Source organism: Neorhizobium sp. S3-V5DH, assembly GCF_004343065.1.
GTDB lineage: Bacteria > Pseudomonadota > Alphaproteobacteria > Rhizobiales > Rhizobiaceae > Neorhizobium > Neorhizobium huautlense.
Map to the genome: position 1 here is coordinate 65,847 of NZ_SMCL01000003.1, position 16,907 is coordinate 82,753.

The window sequence follows — 16,907 nt, forward strand, 5'->3', positions numbered from 1 at the left end:
TCGCGCGCTGCCCGCATCCCTCAGCCTTGGGAGGCTATCTCGTAATTACTTTATGGATTGCTTATTGACCGACCGCCTCGTTCCAGCTCTTGATCCAGCCGGCCCGGTTGTCGAGTGCGACGGCGGATGGAATGAGCTTCAGGCTTTTCGCCGTTTCCTCGCCATAGGTAAGGTTATTGGCGGCGGCTTCCGACAGCTTCACCTCCTTGTTGGCCGGGCTGTCGATCATCTTTTCAGCCACCTTGGTCTGAACGTCCGCCGAGAGCCAGAAGTCCATGAACTGCAACGCCAGGTCGCGGTTCTTGGAACCCTTTGTGACGACCATGACGTTCATGCCGCCGGTCTGGCCTTCCTTCGGAGTGGCCCAGGCGATCGGCATGCCGAGCTTGGTGAACGGCGCCCAGGTGAAGCGGCCGATCGGCGCTGCCCAGATTTCCTCCTGCTGCATCAGTTGCACGAGCTGCGAGGACTTTTCGTAGAAGGTGACGATCTCGTCCTTCTTTTCGCCGACCGCCGCGATCGCCGCCTTCAGGTCCGGCGTATCCTTGCCGAGCGCCTGCCCCAGCATGTAGAGCGCCGGCGGCCCCTGGTTGGTGGTGACGTTCGGCCAGGCGATATGGCTTGCATATTCCGGCTTCAGGAGATCTGCCCAGGATTCGATCTTCATCTTGTCGGAACGATAGGCGATCGAGGTGGCGTAGAACGTGTAGCCGACGCTCATACCGTCCTTGTTCGGATCCTTGGCGATGTCGTAGAGCTTGTCGAAGTTGGAGAGCTTGGACGTGTCCACCTTGTCGATCAGCCCGGCGCGCGAAGCGGCCAGCGCATCGGCCATGGAGACGACCGCCATATCGACCACCGGATTGGCCTTGTTGGCTTCCATCTTGGCGATGCGCTCGACGCTGTTGCCGGTCTCCACGACAAGCTTGCAGCCGCAGACCTTTTCGAAGGGATCGTAGATGATCTGCTTGTATTCGTCCTGCGCCAGCGCATAGACGGAGATTGTCAGCGTCTTTTCCTGGGCCTGAGCCGCCCCTGTGGCGAGCATCAGAACAGCGCCCGATGCAAAAATGACCTTTTTCATCGCGTAAGTTCTCCTGCTGTCGGTTTTATCGTTGAGGTTTGGGCATGCGAATTCGGAACGCCGCTCGACTGGCGGACGATAAGCTGCATGGGCACGCGGTCCCGGGCGGACGAGACCTTTTCCGCCGTCTCCGGCTCGATGCCGCCGGCAGCCTCGATGGCGCCGGTAAGGGCTGCAACCGCCAGATCGGCGATTTGTGCCATGTCCATGCGCATGGTGGTCAACGCCGGAGTGACCACGGGCGACCAGACGAGATCGTCGAAGCCGGTGACGCTGACCATTTCCGGCACGCGAATGCCCGCGCGCTGCAATTCGGTAAGCGCCCTCAGCGCCGAAAGGTCCGAAACCGCCGCAAACGCAGTAAACCCGGCCCTCGCCTTGGCCACGAGACCGAGAGGACAGCCTTTGCCTGAAAGAGCCTCCACCTTTTCGATCCACAGGGTTTCGCATTCGACTTCGGCGCCGAGGCCCGCCTTCAACCCGCCGATCCGGTCGTTCTGCACGTTGGAGGAGCTGCCCGTCCCGATCAGCAGGACCTTTCGATGTCCGAATGCGGCCAGATGCCGGCCCATCTGCGCCCCGCCATCCCAATGGTCGGCGGAAACGGTGTTACCGGGGGTCGACGGCGTATCGATGACCGCGACGGGACAACCGACATCGGCGATCCGCGTGCCGCGCCGGGGTACGATGACCATGCCGTCGACGCCGCGTTCGAGAAGCCGGTTGATCGCCTCGGTCTGCTGGCCGATATCGCCGCGGGAGTCGGCAATCAGCACGCCGAAGCCGGCATTCGAGGCGGCATTTTCGATCGCCTGGGCGATCTGCGGGAAAAGCGGATTGGCGATGTCAGGCAGCACCAGACCGAGCACTCCGGTGCGGCCGGTCCTCAGCGCCCGCGCCGTCAGGCTCGGCACATATCCAAGCTCCGCCGCCTTGGCGCGGACCTTCTCGACGAGTTCCGGAGATACCCTCCCCTTGCCGGAAAGCGCATTCGACACGGTCGCCGCCGACACACCCAGTGCGGCCGCAATCGCGCTCATGTTCGATCCGGTTCGGACAGCCTTCATCAGGGACCCTGCTTAAACGTTTAATCAGGATAGAGGGGCCGTACTGTTTTGTCGAGTCGTTTACAGGCCTCTCGCAACTTGTCCCGGGCTTCTTGACTTTTTCAGCTTCCCGGAAGGAAATCCAGACCGCCATCGGGAGACAGATATGCAGGACGAGGAAATTACCGGGCTTTCCGCCATTGAGCTTTCGGAGGCGATCCATGATGGCCGGCTCTCCTGCATCGATGCAATGAAAGCCTATCTCGCACGGATCGGGAAATTGAACCCGGCGATCAACGCCATCGTCAGCCTTCGCGACACTGGCGCCCTGCTTGCCGAAGCGGCCGCCTGCGACACGGAACTGGCCGGAGGGACTTCGCGCGGCTGGATGCATGGCTTTCCGATCGCCATCAAGGACCTCTGCGAGGTAAAGGGCATCCGCTGCACCTACGGTTCGCCGCTCTTTGCCGATTTCGTGCCTGATAAGGACGAGGTGATGGTCGAGCGGATCCGCGCGGCGGGCGCGATCATCATCGGCAAGACCAACACGCCCGAACAGGGCTTCGGCTCGCAGAGCTACAATCCGGTGCACGGCACGACGAAAAATCCCTACGATGCGACCAAGACCGCTGGCGGCTCGAGCGGCGGCGCAGCCGCAGCCCTTGCCGCGCATCTGCTGCCGGTGGCCGATGGCAGCGACATGATGGGGTCGCTGCGCAATCCGGCGGCGTTCAACAATGTCGTCGGTTTCCGTCCGAGCTACGGCCGCATCCCCTCGTCGCTGAAGCTCGAACTCTTCATGGGTCAGCTTTCGGTACTCGGTCCGATGGGGCGCACCGTGCGCGATGCCGCCGCATTGCTCTCCACCCAGGCCGGCTATGATCCCCGCGACCCGCATTCGCTGGCGACCGAAGACCTGACGCCTGAAATCCGCCATGACTTTTCCGGCACCCGCATTGCCTGGCTCGGCGATCTCGGCGGCTACCTGCCCTTCGAACCCGGCGTGCTGGAACTCTGCAGCGCCACCCTGCCCCTCTTCGAACGGCTCGGCTGCAAGGTCGATGATCTCGTGCCGGATTTCGACATGGCGGATGTCTGGCGGTCCTGGACGACGCTCCGAAGCTGGCTCGCCGCCAATGGCATGCGCGACAGCTACGACGATCCGGAAAAGCGCGCGCTTATGAAGCCGGAGATCATCTGGGAAATCGAACGCGGCCTCGAGATGACCGGACGCGAGGTGCATTTCGCCTCGAAACGTCGCAGCGCCTGGTATCAATATATGCTGGCGCTTTTTGAGCGCTACGACTACCTGATCCTGCCGTCGGCTCAGGTTTTTCCCTTTGATGCGGACATTCATTGGCCCAAGGAAATCGCCGGCCACACAATGGATACCTATCACCGCTGGATGGAAGTGGTCATCGGCCCCTCGATGGCTGGGCTGCCGGTCGCCGCCATGCCCGCAGGCTTTTCGCAAAAGGGCCTGCCGACCGGCATCCAGATCATCGGCCGACCGCGGGCGGACAAGGCGGTGCTGGAAATGGCACTTGCTTATGAAGCTGGGACGGATTGGTTGGATATGAGGCCGAGGCTTTAGCCGCGAGGGCGCAACGGGCTCCCTCTAATCTCCCCCCTTGAGGGGGAGATGTCACGAACGTGACAGAGGGGGGTGCCGCCGCAAACTCAACAGCAGAGGGAGTATGCCACCATACCCTCCTCTGCCCTGCCGGGCATCTCCCCCTCAAGGGGGGAGATCGACATGCCGCACCGCTTTGCCTTGCTCAGCCCTTTTGATTCAACCGGTTGAGCCTAAGCCTCTGCCCTTGCGGGGAGGATTAAGGCCACCTCAGCGCCTTACCACCCCACCACCTCTTCCTTTTCCCGATACCGCCCGACCTCTTCCAGCAACCACGCCCGAAAGGCCACCACCGGCCGGAAATCCTTCTTGCTCATTGGCGCCACCGCATAATAGGCGCTCGGGCTCCTGACCTGATGCGGAAACGCCTCGACCAACTGCCCGCTCGCGAGCTCTGAGTCGATCAGGAAAAGCGGCATCAGCGCCACGCCGAGCCCGGCGATGCACGCCTGCGCCACATTGCCGAACTGCTCGAAGCGCATGCCCTGCGACGGCGTGCCGGTTATGCCGAGGCTTTCGAACCAGTGGCTCCAGGCACCCGGTCGTGAGGCCATGTGCAGGAGCGGCAGACGCAGGAGGTCTTCCCCCTTGCCGATCGGATGCGTCTTGAGAAAGGCGGGTGAAGCGACCGGCGCCACCATCTCCTCCATCAGGAAGGTGCATTCGGCGCCCGGCCAGTCTGGCTCGCCGATATGGATCGCCATGTCGATGCCGTCCCGATCGAAATCGAAGACGCCGATGCGGGTCGCGAAATTCAGCGTGATCTCCGGATGACGCGCGACGAAATGCGGAATACGCGGCATCAGCCAGCGGGTACCGAAGGTCGGCAGGATCGCGATATTCAGCTGGTCGCTATGCCGTTTGGTCATGGCGGCCAGCGACGCGGAGCGGATCTGCGCGAGTGCGCCGGCAACCGCCTTGGCATAGTCTGCGCCCGCTTCGGTCAGCACCACGCCGCGGCTGGTGCGGTCGAAAAGCAGGATGCCCAATTGCTCCTCCAGCCCGGAAACCTGGCGGCTGATCGCCCCTTGCGTGAGCGACAACTCGTCCGCCGCACCGGAAAAACTGCCTAGCCGTGCAACGGAATCGAAGGCGGCGAGAGCCGAGGTGGAAGGAAGGAATTTTCTCGAAAGGTTCACCATGGTGCTATTACTATAGATCATGGCGGATTGAGTAAACGGTGCTTGCTCTCAGCCCCGCTGCGGCGATAATTCCTTCAACTTTGAAATTGGAGGCAGACCCTTGGCTTTTTCCTGGAGCGATCCCTTTCTCATCGAAGACCAGCTGACCGACGAGGAGCGGATGATCCGCGACGCGGCGGCCGCCTTTGCCAAATCCGAACTCCTGCCGCGCGTCCAGGAGGCCTATCTCGATGAAACGACGGAGCCCGAGCTTTTCAGGCTGATGGGCCAGACCGGCCTGCTCGGCGTCACGCTGCCGGAAGAATACGGCGCGGCCAACGCCTCCTACGTCGCCTACGGCCTCGTTGCCCGCGAGATCGAGCGCATCGACAGCGGCTACCGCTCGATGATGAGCGTCCAGTCCTCGCTGGTCATCTACCCGATCTACGCCTATGGCTCCGACGAACAGAGACAAAAATACCTGCCGGGCCTCGTCTCCGGCGAGCTGATCGGCTGCTTCGGCTTGACCGAACCCGATGCCGGCTCCGATCCGGGCGGCATGAAGACGCGCGCGGAAAAAATCGAAGGCGGCTACCGCCTGCGCGGCTCCAAGATGTGGATTTCCAACGCCCCGATCGCCGATGTCTTTGCCGTCTGGGCAAAATCGGAAGCCCATAACAACGAAATCCGCGGCTTCGTGCTGGAAAAGGGCATGAAGGGCCTCTCGGCGCCGAAGATCGGCGGCAAGCTCTCGCTGCGCGCGTCGATCACCGGCGAGATCGTCATGGATGGCGTCGAAGTCGGCGAGGATGCGCTGCTGCCTGGCGTTTCGGGACTGAAGGGTCCGTTCGGCTGCCTGAACCGCGCCCGCTACGGCATTTCCTGGGGCGTCATGGGGGCTGCCGAAGACTGCTGGTTCCGCGCCCGCCAGTATGGCCTGGACCGCAAGCAGTTCGGCAAGCCGCTCGCCGGCATGCAGCTCTACCAGAAGAAGCTCGCGGACATGCAGACCGAGATTGCGCTTGGCCTGCAGGCCAGCCTGCGCGTCGGCCAGCTGATGGATCAGCACAAGATGGCCCCGGAAATGATCTCAATCGTCAAGCGCAACAACTGCGGCAAGGCGCTGGATATCGCCCGTCAGGCCCGCGACATGCACGGCGGCAACGGCATCCAGATCGAATTCCACGTCATGCGCCATTCGCAGAATCTGGAAACCGTCAATACCTACGAGGGCACCCACGACGTCCACGCGCTGATTCTGGGCCGTGCCCAGACCGGCATACAGGCCTTCTTCTGATCCGCTTTCAACCGGCATTTGAGCGCAGGCGCGGGCTTCCCGCGCCTGCGCTTTTATTAGTATTACTTTTTCGCCAGCCCATTGATTGGGGACGGCTTTTATCTTACGTCAGCACCGGAATTTCCATCTGCCTCGGCGATCCCGACTACGCCGATCCCCCTTTGATCATGAAAGTGGACCTCATGCAGACCTATCCTGACGTAAAGCTTTTCATCAACGGCGAATGGCGCGATGCCATCGGCGGCGAGACCTTGTCCGTCGTCGATCCAGCAACCGAAGAGGTGATCGGCAAGATCGCCCATGCCCGCAAGGCCGATCTCGATCTGGCGCTGGAAGCGGCAGGCAAGGGCTTCAAGATCTGGCGCGATACCTCGGCCTTCGAGCGCTCGAAACTGATGCGCAAGGCCGCCGACATCATGCGCTCGCGCGTGGAAACCATCGCCTATATGATGACGCGCGAACAAGGCAAGCCGCTCGCCCAGTCGAAGATGGAAGTCATGGGTGCGGCCGACACGATCGACTGGTTCGCCGAGGAAGCCCGCCGCACCTACGGCCAGATCATCCCGGCCCGCTTCAGCGGCGTCTCGAACATGGCGATCAAGCTGCCGGTCGGTCCGGTGGCCGCCTTCACGCCCTGGAACTTCCCGATCAACCAGCTCGTCCGCAAGCTTTCCGCGGCACTCGCCACCGGTTGCTCCATCATCGCCAAGGCACCGGAAGAAACGCCGGCTTCCCCGGCCGAACTGATCCGCGCCTTTGCCGATGCCGGCATTCCGGCAGGCGTCGTCAATCTGGTCTACGGGATCCCGGCCGAGATTTCCGAATACCTGATCCCGCATCCGGTCATCCGCAAGATTTCCTTCACCGGCTCCACGCCCGTCGGCAAACATCTGGCGGCGCTCGCCGGCAGGCACATGAAGCGCGCGACGATGGAACTCGGCGGTCATGCCCCGGCGATCATCTTCGATGACGCCGATCTCGAAAAGGCGATCGAAGTAACGGCGGCGGCGAAGTTCCGCAATGCCGGCCAGGTCTGCGTCGCGCCGACCCGCTTCCTCGTGCAGGACGGCATCGCCGACAGGTTCATGGAAGGTTTCGTCAAGGCCGCGCGGGCAATCAAGGTCGGCAACGGCCTGGAAGACGGCGTCACCATGGGGCCGCTTGCCAACGACCGCCGCATTCCTGCCATGGAAGAGATGATCCATGATGCGGTATCGAACGGCGCCGAATTGAAGACCGGGGGAAAACGCATCGGCAACAAGGGCTATTTCTTCGAGCCCACCGTGCTTGCCGACGTGCCGACCTCGGCGAAGGTGATGAACGACGAGCCCTTCGGCCCGCTTGCAATCGTCAACCGCTTCTCGCATTTCGAGGACGCGATCGCGGAAGCCAACCGCCTGCCCTTTGGTCTCGCCTCCTACGCCTTCACGGGCTCGGTCAAGACCGCTCACGCCCTCGGGCGCGAGATGGAAGCCGGCATGCTGACGATCAACCATAACGGTCTTGCCATTCCGGAAGTGCCCTTCGGCGGCATCAAGGATTCCGGCTACGGCACGGAAGGAGGTTCGGAAGCGGTCGAAGCCTACCTCGAAACCCGCTTCGTCAGCCAGATGAGCTGAACGCGCACCCGCCGACAAACCAACCACAACCGGCCGACGCCTCAAGCATCGGCCGGTTTTCTTTTGCCCTTGCCTCCCCCAGACGAGTCGAATAGCAAAACAAAAAGGGAACATCTGAAGGTGAGGACATGGCCGAGACTGAAGCCGAAGCAGCTCCGCTGCTGAAGGAAATCTTCAATCGCGAACGCCTTAGACACTTTGCAGCCGAAACCGCCGCAATCTATCCCGCATTCGACTGCGAGAAGTTTCTCGCGCTGGCCTCGGAAGGTCTCGACGGCCTCAGCATTATGCAACGGCTCAGGCAGATCGCGGTCGCCTACCACCATGTCCTGCCCGGCGGTTTCGAACGAAACCTCGAAATTCTCCGCGCGCTCGCGCCGCGCATAGACCACGGCTTCGCCTCCATCACCCTGCCGGAATACGTGGCCCTCTACGGCCACGACCATTTCGATCTCTCCATGGATGCACTCGCCTTTTTCACCCGCTTCGGCTCCTCGGAATTTGCCGTGAGGCATTTCCTCCTGAAGGACCTCGAGCGGACGCTCAAGGTCATGCAGCGCTGGTCGCTCGATGAGAATGAGCATGTGCGACGCCTTTCGAGCGAAGGCTGCCGGCCTCGCTTGCCCTGGTCTTTCCAGTTGAAGGCGCTGATCGCCGACCCCTCACCGGTCGCGCCGATCCTCGAAAACCTGAAGAGCGATCCAAGCCTCTATGTCCGCAAATCCGTCGCCAACCACCTGAACGACATCACCAAAGACCACCCGGAATGGGTTTTCGACACGATCGCGCATTGGGATCAGAACGATCCCCGCACCGGCTGGATCATCAAGCAGGCACTCAGAACGCTGATCAAAAAGGGGGATTCCCGCGCCCTCCATCTTTTCGGCGCGGGCCACAAAGCGGAGGTGACGGTCGATGCCTTTGCCGTAACGCCCCCCGCAGTGAAGCTCGGCGGTTCGGTAAAGATCGCAGCAAGGCTCACGTCGACCGCCACTGAACCGCAGAAGCTCGTCATCGACTACGCCGTCCATTATGTGAAGAAGGCCGGCGGCACGTCGAAAAAGGTCTTCAAGTGGAAGGAGATCACGCTTGCGTCCGGAGCAGCCTGCGAGCTTTCGATCAGCCGCGCCATCCGAAATTTCACCACGCGTGTGCACTATCCCGGGCGGCACCCGGTCGAACTCATCGTCAATGGCGAGGTTCTGGCAACGAGCAGCTTCGAACTTCTGCCTTGACGCAGTTGCCAGTCCCGGATCAGGTATGGCGCCCGAGGATACGCGACCGTACGGAATTCATTGGGAAGGCCGGACCGGGGTCCGACTTTCGCGGCCACGAGATGTCGTCATGGCCCAAAATGTCGAGGAAGTTGTATTTTGCATGCAGTGCGTGGGCGACCTCGATCAGCCTGTCCAGCTGCTTCTGCGGATATGTATGCCAGCCGCGCACAGGCCCTCCCCGCTCGTGAGCTGCCTCCATGACCTCGCCATCCGGGATTTCCTTGCCGAACCACGTCGTGAACTTGCCGTTCGCAAGTTTTGTCAGAACACCGCCGTTGGAAAGTTCAATGCCTATCGAATGACTGTTGAGGCCGGCGATTTCTCCCCACTGGCTCCGCCCGGCATGCCAGGCGACACGATTGAACGGCACGATCTGCGCCACCTTTCCGTCCCGCCCGATGAGGAGGTGGACCGACGCCTGGGTCTCCTTGTCGCGGGCAAGCGACTGAAGGTCTCCATCGAAAGAGGCCCCGGCGGTATAGTGGATGACCAGAAAACGGGGATCGAGCGCCCCGCCCATTTTGGTCGTGCCCTCATCGAGAATATCGACGCCCTGCGAAACAAGTTTATGGTTTGCGATTGAAAACGACATGCGCCCCTCCAAGCGTAGGTGGCGCCCCGTGAACGCCGGCAGTCGGATCGCTCACGCAAAGGAGAACCCTGGCGCGCGGCGAGCCGGCGACCTCCAGAAGGGTGACAACGATAGCTGACGACATGCGGGGCAGGTATGCTTACGCAACAACCTTCGCATACAGTATCAATAATTGCAAATGCAATTTTAATACAACTTTAAGTAAGCAGGAACACTTTCGCCCGCCGCAATGTCACGAAGCCGCCATCCCCTGCTTTCACGAGGCGTTCCGGCTCGACATCGAATTCCAGATGCTCGCCAGTCTCGGCCGTCGCCAACACCCGGCGACCGTCGGCGCGGTCGAGTACGCGGATGATGCTGGCGGGAATGCCGGGGCCTTGCAGCGACCAGTCGAGATCGGTCGGACGCGCATAAAGCTCGGCCTTGCCGTTCGCCAGGCCGGAAACCTCGATCGCGGCGCCGCTGGCATAGGCCCTGCCGTCGCGCACTTCGGCAGCGATCACGTTGGCATCGCCGAGGAATTTCATGACGAAGGACGATTTCGGATCACGGCAGACCTCTTCCGGGGTGCCCTGCTGGACGATCTGGCCGTCTTTCAGGATCACAACCCGGTCGGCAAGGTCGAGCGCCTCTTCCTGGTCATGGGTGACGAAGAGCGTGGTGATGCCGAGTTCCGAATGGATCTCGCGCAGCCAGCGGCGAAGGTCGCGGCGGACATTTGCATCGAGCGCGCCGAACGGTTCGTCGAGCAGCAGCACCTTGGGATCGACCGCAAGTGCGCGGGCAAGCGCCACACGCTGCCTTTGGCCGCCGGAAATCTGCGCCGGAAACCGATCGCCGAGGCCTTCGAGGCGAACCAGACGCAACAGATCCAAAACGCGGGCGTCGATCGCCGCCTTTTCGCGTTTCACCCTGGACACCTTCATGCCGAAGGCGATGTTTTCCGCGACCGTCATATGCGGAAAAAGCGCATAGTGCTGGAAGACGAAACCGACGCCGCGATCGCGCACGGGAATATCGGTCGCATCCTGATCGCCGAAATAGATGTGGCCTTGATCCGCATATTCGAGGCCGGCGACCATGCGCAGGATCGTCGTCTTGCCGGAACCGGATGGCCCGAGCAGCGCGACGAGTTCACCGCTTTCGATCTCCAGCGAAACATCTTTCACCGCACGGAAGGTTTCAAAAGTTTTGACGACGTGGTCGAGGCGGATTTTCATGAGGTTTTCTCCGCAGTATTGGCGGCAAGTGCCGGACGTCGGATCCGGCCCGCCCCCTGGCGCTCCAGCGCCACCTTGGCAATGATGGTGAAGACGGCGATCAGCGCCAGGATGGAAGCCGAGGCGAAGGCACCTGCCGCCTGGTAGTCGTGATAGAGCAACTCGATATGGAGCGGCAGCGTATTGGTCTGGCCGCGGATATTGCCCGAAACGACGGAGACGGCGCCAAACTCGCCCATGACGCGCGCATTGCAGAGCACGACGCCATAAAGCAGCGCCCATTTGATGTTCGGCAGCGTCACCGAGAAAAAGGTCCGCCAGCCGGACGCGCCGAGGGAGGTCGCCGCCTCTTCAAGATCGCGCCCCTGAGCCTGCATCAACGGGATAAGTTCGCGCGCGACGAAGGGTGCGGTTACGAACATCGAGGCCAGAATGATGCCGGGGATCGCGAACAGGATCTTGACCCCATATTCGTCCAGCACCGGCCCGAATATGCCCTGCAGGCCATAGACGAAAAGATAGGCGACGCCGGCGACGATCGGGGACACGGAGAACGGGATCTCGATCACAACGAGCAGGAAACGCTTGCCCCAGAAATCGAACTTGGTGATCGCCCAGGCGGCTGCGATGCCGAAGACCGTATTGACCGGCACGGCGACGAGCGCCGCAAGCACCGTCAGCATGATCGCGTGGCGCGTATCGGGATGGGTGATCGTATCGCGATAGACCGCCCAGCCTTTGGCGAAGGCTTCGACGCCGATGATGATCAGCGGTGCGAGGATCAGGAAGGCGCCGAGGACGAGCACCACGCCGATCAGCAATCGGCGAAAGAGCGGCTGGTCGCCAACGCGCGGCGGCTTGCGGCGGGTAGCGGGAGTGCTCATCGTCAACCCCTCGCCGTGTAGCGCAGCGCCCGCGACTGCATCCAGTTGGTGAGCGCGAGCATGAAGAACGCTGTCAGGAGGAGGACCGACGCGATCGCAGCAGCGGCCTGATAGTCGTATTCCTCGAGCCGGATGAAGATTAAAAGGGCAGTGATCTCCGTCGACATCGGCTGGTTGCCGGCAATGAAGATGATCGCCCCGAACTCACCAAGCGCCCGCGCGAACGAGAGCGAGACGCCGGCCAGAAGCGCAGGCGTCAGGAGCGGCAGGATGACCTTGCGAAAGATCGCCCAGTCCGAGCCGCCGAGCGATTGCGCCGCCTCTTCCAGCGCCGGATCGAGATCCTCCAGCACCGGCTGCACCGTGCGCACGATGAAAGGCAGCGAGGTAAAGCACATGGCGATCATGATGCCGAGCGGCGTATAGGCCACCTTGATGCCGAGATCGCCGAGGATCGAGCCGAACCAGCCGTTGGTGGTAAACAGCGCCGTCAGCGCAATGCCGGCCACCGCCGTCGGCAGCGCGAAGGGGAGATCGACCATGGCGTCGACGATGCGCCAGCCGGGAAAGCGATAGCGGGTCAGCACCCAGGCGAGTGCGAGGCCGAAGAAGAGATTGAAGACTGTGGCGCCCAGCGCCGAAAGCACGGTGACGCGGTAGCTCGCGAGCGCCCGGCTGGATGAGACGATCCTCCAGTAATCCTCGGGCCCGAGGCTCGCCGCCTTGAAGACGAGCGCCGCCAGCGGGAGCACGACAATCAGCCCGACATAAAACAGGGTCACGCCCAGCGACAATGGCAGTCCGGGCAGGACATTGCGTCTCACGCAGCTACTTCCTTTTTTCACGGCAAAGCCCGGCGAAGAGAATCCGCCGGGCAGGATCAAATAATGTCAGGGTGCCGGATTAACGGCTGCCGTAGAGCTTGTCGAGAGTGCCGCCGGACGCGAAATGCTCCGACTGGATCTTCTGCCAGCCGCCGAACACGTCGTCCACCTTGACGAGCCGGATTTCCGGGAACTGGCTCTTGAACTCTGCCGCCACCTTCTCGTTGTTGATGCGATGGCCGAACTGCGCGGCGATCCGCTGGCCTTCCTCGGAATAGAGGAAATCGAGATAGGATTTGGCGAGCGCTTCGCTGCCGTGCTTCTTGGCGACCTTGTCGACGATGGCAACCGGGAATTCCGCAAGCAGGCTGACGGATGGCGTGACGGCCTCGACCTTGTCGGCGCCGTATTGTTTGGCGATTCCGCGGGTTTCCGCTTCGAAGGTGATCAGCACGTCGCCCGTCTCGCGCTCCACGAACGTGGTCGTGGCGGCGCGACCGCCGGTATCGAAGACCGGAACATTGTCGAAGATCTTGGCGATATAGGCTTCGATCTTTTCCTCGTCGCCGTCATAGGCTTCCTTGGCCCAGGCATAGGCCGCGAGATAGGTGTAGCGGGCGTTACCCGAGGTCTTGGGGTTCGGGAAGACGGCATGCACGTCGTCACGCGCCAGATCGCCCCAGTCCTTGATGTTCTTCGGATTGCCGGCGCGCACCAGGAAGGACGGGAAGGAATAGAAGGGCGAGGCGCTGTTCGGGAATTCCTTCTGCCAGTCGGCCGAAACAAAGCCCTGTTTGACCAGGAAATCGACGTCCGTCACCTGGTTGAAGGTTACGACATCGGCTTCCAGCCCTTCGACGATGGACCGGGCCTGCTTGGAGGTACCGGCATGCGACTGATCGATCGTGACGCCCGGATGGCTCTTGATGAAGGCCTCGTTTTCTGCCGCGAAGATTTCACGGGCGATGTCATAGGAGGCATTGAGGAGTTTGTTCGGCTGCTGGGCGAGCGCAGGCGTTACGAAAAGCGCGGCCAGGGGGGCGACAAGCGCGGTGCCGAGGATAAGGAGGCGGTGCATGGATTTCTCCGGTGTTCGAGACTGACGGAGAAACTACCGGGAGACACGACGGACCGCGAGGAAGGGGGGACCCCGCCAGATGGCGAGCTTGGAAATTTTTCTCCATTTCAGCATCATTTGGCGGAGCTTTTACCCCTGTTTTACAATGCCCCCTTTGGCCCGCGCCGAAAAGCCCAGGGCTTGAATGCGCCACGGGCTCTCGGCGGACAGGTACCTTAGCGCCACTGACGGCCGTCGGCGCCGCTCTGGCAGCCGTAAGGGGGCAGAATATTGCCGAAGGTTTCGTGCAGCCTGTCGCATCCCCATTTATTGATGGGCCCCGGCATCCGGCTGTTCAGTTCGATGCCGATCTCCTCATACGCCGTTTCGCTGTTGGTCACGTATCTGTGCCAACGGAAGCCGATGACGGCAATCAGTGCGATCATGGCGATCGAAATCAGCTTGATAACTTTCATATTATTTCTCCGTGCATAAAATAAGCGGCCTCAAGACTGCCGAGACGGCGCTTCCGGTTTGCGCCCGGAAGCGGCCATCCCCTCTTTATGATTGCTCTGAAAAAGTCCAGCGCTGATCGGCTATCGATTGCAATCCCCAACCCGGATCAACCTTTTTGGTCGGCGAAGTATCCCGAAGCGTTTCCCATTTCGTCCACGAAATAAGCCGCAGATGCCCACGGGGATATTCGAAGATCTCTCAAAAAATAATCCTCCACCCCTTCAATGACTTCCGTCGAACGAGCCGCTCTTTTCGTCCCCCTCCCTCGCCGCCGCGCCACAATCATCCCGTCATCGGATGGGAACCGGGTTCGCGAACCGGCCTCCTCCTCGGGTTCTCGGCTCGGTTCCGGTGATGGTCGTGAAAAGTGGTCTGACGAGGGCTGGGAAATCCTCGAATGATCGCCGAAGCGGCCGGGGCAGGCAGACAAAATCTACCTTCTACCCGCATCACCCACTGCCTGCCCCGTTCCCGACCATGCCGGTGCTGCCGGCGTGGCCAAACGTGTTGGCGAAGCCCGCCTGCATCAGAAGATCGGATCCACCCTAGGCACCCGCCTTCTCCCGCAGCATCTGGATGATCGCGGAAAAGTCGTCGCCGCCATGCCCGGCTTTCTCAAACTCCGCATAAAGCTCGGACGCGTGACGCCCGAGCGGCGTGGCGGCCCCCGTCTGCCTGGCTGCCTCCTGCGACAGCGTCAGGTCCTTCAGCATCAGCGCGGCGGCGAAGCCGGGTCTATAATCGTTGTTGGCGGGCGAGGTCGGCACCGGCCCCGGAACCGGGCAATAGCTGGTGAGCGACCAGCACTGCCCGGACGAGGTGGAGGCGACGTCAAACAGCGCCTGATGCGAAAGACCGAGCTTTTCCGCCAGCCCGAAGGCCTCGCAGACGCCGATCATCGAAATGCCGAGGATCATGTTGTTGCAGATCTTCGCCGCCTGCCCGGCCCCGGGGGCACCGCAATGAACGATCTTCTTGCCCATGGCTTCCAATATGGGTTTTCCCATTGCGAAAGCCTTTTCCGAACCGCCGACCATGAAGGTCAGCGTCCCGGCCGCCGCTCCGCCCGTGCCGCCCGAGACCGGCGCATCGAGCGCGCTGCAGTTCATCACCTCCGCCAGCTTGTGCGCCTTGCGGGCGCTTTCCACATCGATGGTGGAGCAGTCGATGACCAGCGTGCCCTCAGGCAAAAGCGTCGTCAGATCGCTCCAGACCGCCGTGACATGCTGGCCTTTCGGCAGCATGGTGATGACGCATTCGGCATCGCTGACGGCTTCCGAAAGTGCGCCGGCGGCCTTGATACCGGCTGCTGTTGCGGCCTTTACGGAAGCCTCCGACAAATCGAAGCCGCGAACCTCGTGGCCCGCCTTCACCAGATTGGCGGCCATCGGTCCGCCCATATTTCCAAGGCCCACAAACGCGATCTTGGTCATCTTTCCCTCCCGTCTGTTCTTCTTCCTGCCGTTTGGTCGTTATCCCGAAACCCGCTTCCATTTTCGGGGCGCGGCCCGATCTATAGCCGATGGTCCGCAAACAGAACCGGATGCCGCACGGCGAGATATTTTTCGAGCTCCGCCTCGCCCACCTCTTCGAGCGTTAGAGGCCGCCATTTCGGGTTCCGGTCCTTGTCGATCACAGCCGCCCGAACCCCCTCGTAGAAGTCATGGTTGTGCAACAGTTCCGAAGCGACCGTGAACTCGCGCTCCAGGCATTCGACGAGGCTCGAGCTTCCACGCCCCAGGCGCAGCAGCCGCAAGGCCAGTTTCAGGCTCGTCGGCGAGCGTTTGGCGATCACTTCGCGGGTCTTCACCGCGAAAGCATCATCCTCCTTATTCAGAGCTTCGACAATCTCCTCAACGGTATCGAAACCAAAGCAGCGGCTGATCAAATCGCGATTGGCCTGAAGCTGGCTCTCGCCCGGCACGACCGCAAACCGATCCATCACCGCGCGGACCTGCTCGTCCGAAGCGCCACCCTTCAGTTCGCCGAGTGCTTCGACCAGCGCATCGAGCCGTTCGGACGGTACGCAAACATCGGCAAGATCGGCATAGATTGCGTCAGCCGCACCGATCATCTCGCCCGTCAGCCCCATCCACGTACCTGTTTCGCCCGGAGCGCGCGGCAGGAGCCAGGTGGCGCCGACATCCGGCACATAGCCGATGCCGGTTTCCGGCATGGCGAGTTTCGTCCGCTCGGTGACGATGCGATGCTTGCCGTGCGAGGCGACACCGACGCCACCGCCCATGACGATGCCGTCCATCAACGCGACATAGGGTTTGCCGTAATGGGAAATAGCGTAATTGAGCGGAAATTCCTCGCGCCAGAAACGCGTCATCTCAGCGTCCCTGGTCCTGCCCATCTCGTGGATGACGCGGATATCTCCACCGGCGCACAGGCCCCGCTCGCCCTCCCCCTTCAAAATTACGCAGGAAATGTCCGGATCGCCCGCAAACTGCTCCATTGCCGCCTTCATGGTCCGTACCATGGAAAGATTGAGGCTGTTCAACGCCTTCGGCCGGTTGAGCCGGATAATGGCGGCCGAGCCGATACGATTGAGCAGGATTTCATCGGTGTGGTTTGCGGTATCGGGCATGCTGCTTCCTTCTCCTTTGGGTGTTCGGCGCGGGAGATTTTCCCTTCTCCCCAGCGGGGAGAAGTGCCGAGCGAATGCGAGGCGATGAGGAAGCGCACGGCAGAACGCCCATTTCGAGACCGAGGACTTTGCCCCCTCATCCGG

General features: G+C 61.7%; 15 protein-coding genes. 4 read left to right on the top strand and 11 right to left on the bottom strand.

All coding sequences use genetic code 11. The features are described from left to right. Window positions 1–61: 61 nt before the first annotated feature. Together EDE09_RS06345 and EDE09_RS06350 are read right to left on the bottom strand one after the other, a co-directional pair. The gene (locus tag EDE09_RS06345; protein WP_105371500.1) at window positions 62–1,084 is read right to left on the bottom strand and encodes an ABC transporter substrate-binding protein; all 1,023 of its coding nucleotides are present in this window, start codon (window positions 1,082–1,084) and stop codon (window positions 62–64) included. After that, complete coding sequence (locus tag EDE09_RS06350) at window positions 1,081–2,151, bottom strand: LacI family DNA-binding transcriptional regulator (RefSeq protein ID WP_165924127.1); 1,071 nt, start codon at window positions 2,149–2,151, stop codon at window positions 1,081–1,083. Before EDE09_RS06350 ends, EDE09_RS06345 begins: the two co-directional genes overlap by 4 nt. Window positions 2,152–2,296: 145 nt before the next feature. On the opposite strand from EDE09_RS06350, the gene EDE09_RS06355 reads away from it, so the two are divergent. Further along, on the top strand, window positions 2,297–3,724 hold the full coding sequence (locus EDE09_RS06355) for an amidase (RefSeq protein ID WP_105371499.1): 1,428 nt from the start codon (window positions 2,297–2,299) through the stop codon (window positions 3,722–3,724). A gap of 257 nt (window positions 3,725–3,981) precedes the next feature. Here the strand turns inward: EDE09_RS06355 and EDE09_RS06360 are convergent, their stop codons facing one another. Then, a complete protein-coding gene (locus tag EDE09_RS06360; protein WP_105371588.1) occupies window positions 3,982–4,905 on the bottom strand; it encodes a LysR family transcriptional regulator in 924 nt (307 codons plus the stop codon). Window positions 4,906–5,005: 100 nt separating this feature from the next. Here EDE09_RS06360 and EDE09_RS06365 point away from each other — a divergent pair, with 100 nt between their 5' ends. From EDE09_RS06365 to EDE09_RS06375, 3 genes are all read left to right on the top strand, one after another. Continuing rightward, window positions 5,006–6,181, top strand: coding sequence for an acyl-CoA dehydrogenase (locus tag EDE09_RS06365; RefSeq protein ID WP_105371498.1), 1,176 nt, complete (start codon window positions 5,006–5,008; stop codon window positions 6,179–6,181). Between the two features lie 182 nt (window positions 6,182–6,363). Beyond that, window positions 6,364–7,800 carry an NAD-dependent succinate-semialdehyde dehydrogenase gene (locus EDE09_RS06370; protein WP_132409413.1) on the top strand — a complete coding sequence of 479 codons (1,437 nt, stop codon included), beginning with the start codon at window positions 6,364–6,366 and terminating at the stop codon, window positions 7,798–7,800. Window positions 7,801–7,928: 128 nt separating this feature from the next. Further along, window positions 7,929–9,035 (top strand): DNA alkylation repair protein, encoded by a 1,107-nt coding sequence (locus EDE09_RS06375; protein WP_105371496.1) that lies wholly within the window; start codon window positions 7,929–7,931, stop codon window positions 9,033–9,035. A gap of 19 nt (window positions 9,036–9,054) precedes the next feature. Here the strand turns inward: EDE09_RS06375 and EDE09_RS06380 are convergent, their stop codons facing one another. From EDE09_RS06380 to EDE09_RS06415, 8 genes are all read right to left on the bottom strand, one after another. Next, window positions 9,055–9,669, bottom strand: a complete 615-nt coding sequence (locus EDE09_RS06380; protein WP_105371495.1) for an N-acetylmuramoyl-L-alanine amidase — start codon at window positions 9,667–9,669, stop codon at window positions 9,055–9,057. Window positions 9,670–9,866: 197 nt separating this feature from the next. Further along, the gene (locus EDE09_RS06385) at window positions 9,867–10,889 is read right to left on the bottom strand and encodes a sulfate/molybdate ABC transporter ATP-binding protein (protein ID WP_105371494.1); all 1,023 of its coding nucleotides are present in this window, start codon (window positions 10,887–10,889) and stop codon (window positions 9,867–9,869) included. Further along, complete coding sequence (cysW, locus tag EDE09_RS06390) at window positions 10,886–11,773, bottom strand: sulfate ABC transporter permease subunit CysW (RefSeq protein ID WP_112799242.1); 888 nt, start codon at window positions 11,771–11,773, stop codon at window positions 10,886–10,888. The genes EDE09_RS06385 and cysW overlap by 4 nt, the downstream gene beginning before the upstream one ends. Before the next feature lie 2 nt (window positions 11,774–11,775). Next, window positions 11,776–12,597 (bottom strand): sulfate ABC transporter permease subunit CysT, encoded by an 822-nt coding sequence (gene cysT / locus EDE09_RS06395; protein ID WP_105371492.1) that lies wholly within the window; start codon window positions 12,595–12,597, stop codon window positions 11,776–11,778. A gap of 79 nt (window positions 12,598–12,676) precedes the next feature. Beyond that, the gene (gene cysP, locus EDE09_RS06400) at window positions 12,677–13,675 is read right to left on the bottom strand and encodes a thiosulfate ABC transporter substrate-binding protein CysP (protein ID WP_105371491.1); all 999 of its coding nucleotides are present in this window, start codon (window positions 13,673–13,675) and stop codon (window positions 12,677–12,679) included. A gap of 215 nt (window positions 13,676–13,890) precedes the next feature. After that, complete coding sequence (locus EDE09_RS06405) at window positions 13,891–14,130, bottom strand: hypothetical protein (protein ID WP_105371490.1); 240 nt, start codon at window positions 14,128–14,130, stop codon at window positions 13,891–13,893. 585 nt (window positions 14,131–14,715) lie between these two features. Next, window positions 14,716–15,603 (bottom strand): 3-hydroxyisobutyrate dehydrogenase, encoded by an 888-nt coding sequence (gene mmsB, locus EDE09_RS06410; protein WP_105371489.1) that lies wholly within the window; start codon window positions 15,601–15,603, stop codon window positions 14,716–14,718. 80 nt (window positions 15,604–15,683) lie between these two features. Then, entirely contained in the window at window positions 15,684–16,763 is a 1,080-nt protein-coding gene (locus tag EDE09_RS06415) for an enoyl-CoA hydratase/isomerase family protein (RefSeq protein WP_105371488.1), read from the bottom strand. Window positions 16,764–16,907: the final 144 nt, after the last annotated feature.

Coding starts and splice junctions, on each gene's coding strand:
- EDE09_RS06375 (WP_105371496.1), top strand. CDS start 7,929: ATGGCCGAGACTGAAGCCGAAGCAGCTCCGCTGCTGAAGGAAATCTTC.
- cysW (WP_112799242.1), bottom strand. CDS start 11,773: ATGAGCACTCCCGCTACCCGCCGCAAGCCGCCGCGCGTTGGCGACCAG.
- cysP (WP_105371491.1), bottom strand. CDS start 13,675: ATGCACCGCCTCCTTATCCTCGGCACCGCGCTTGTCGCCCCCCTGGCC.
- EDE09_RS06360 (WP_105371588.1), bottom strand. CDS start 4,905: ATGGTGAACCTTTCGAGAAAATTCCTTCCTTCCACCTCGGCTCTCGCC.
- EDE09_RS06405 (WP_105371490.1), bottom strand. CDS start 14,130: ATGAAAGTTATCAAGCTGATTTCGATCGCCATGATCGCACTGATTGCC.
- EDE09_RS06385 (WP_105371494.1), bottom strand. CDS start 10,889: ATGAAAATCCGCCTCGACCACGTCGTCAAAACTTTTGAAACCTTCCGT.
- EDE09_RS06350 (WP_165924127.1), bottom strand. CDS start 2,151: ATGAAGGCTGTCCGAACCGGATCGAACATGAGCGCGATTGCGGCCGCA.
- EDE09_RS06355 (WP_105371499.1), top strand. CDS start 2,297: ATGCAGGACGAGGAAATTACCGGGCTTTCCGCCATTGAGCTTTCGGAG.
- mmsB (WP_105371489.1), bottom strand. CDS start 15,603: ATGACCAAGATCGCGTTTGTGGGCCTTGGAAATATGGGCGGACCGATG.
- EDE09_RS06345 (WP_105371500.1), bottom strand. CDS start 1,084: ATGAAAAAGGTCATTTTTGCATCGGGCGCTGTTCTGATGCTCGCCACA.
- EDE09_RS06370 (WP_132409413.1), top strand. CDS start 6,364: ATGCAGACCTATCCTGACGTAAAGCTTTTCATCAACGGCGAATGGCGC.
- EDE09_RS06415 (WP_105371488.1), bottom strand. CDS start 16,763: ATGCCCGATACCGCAAACCACACCGATGAAATCCTGCTCAATCGTATC.
- EDE09_RS06380 (WP_105371495.1), bottom strand. CDS start 9,669: ATGTCGTTTTCAATCGCAAACCATAAACTTGTTTCGCAGGGCGTCGAT.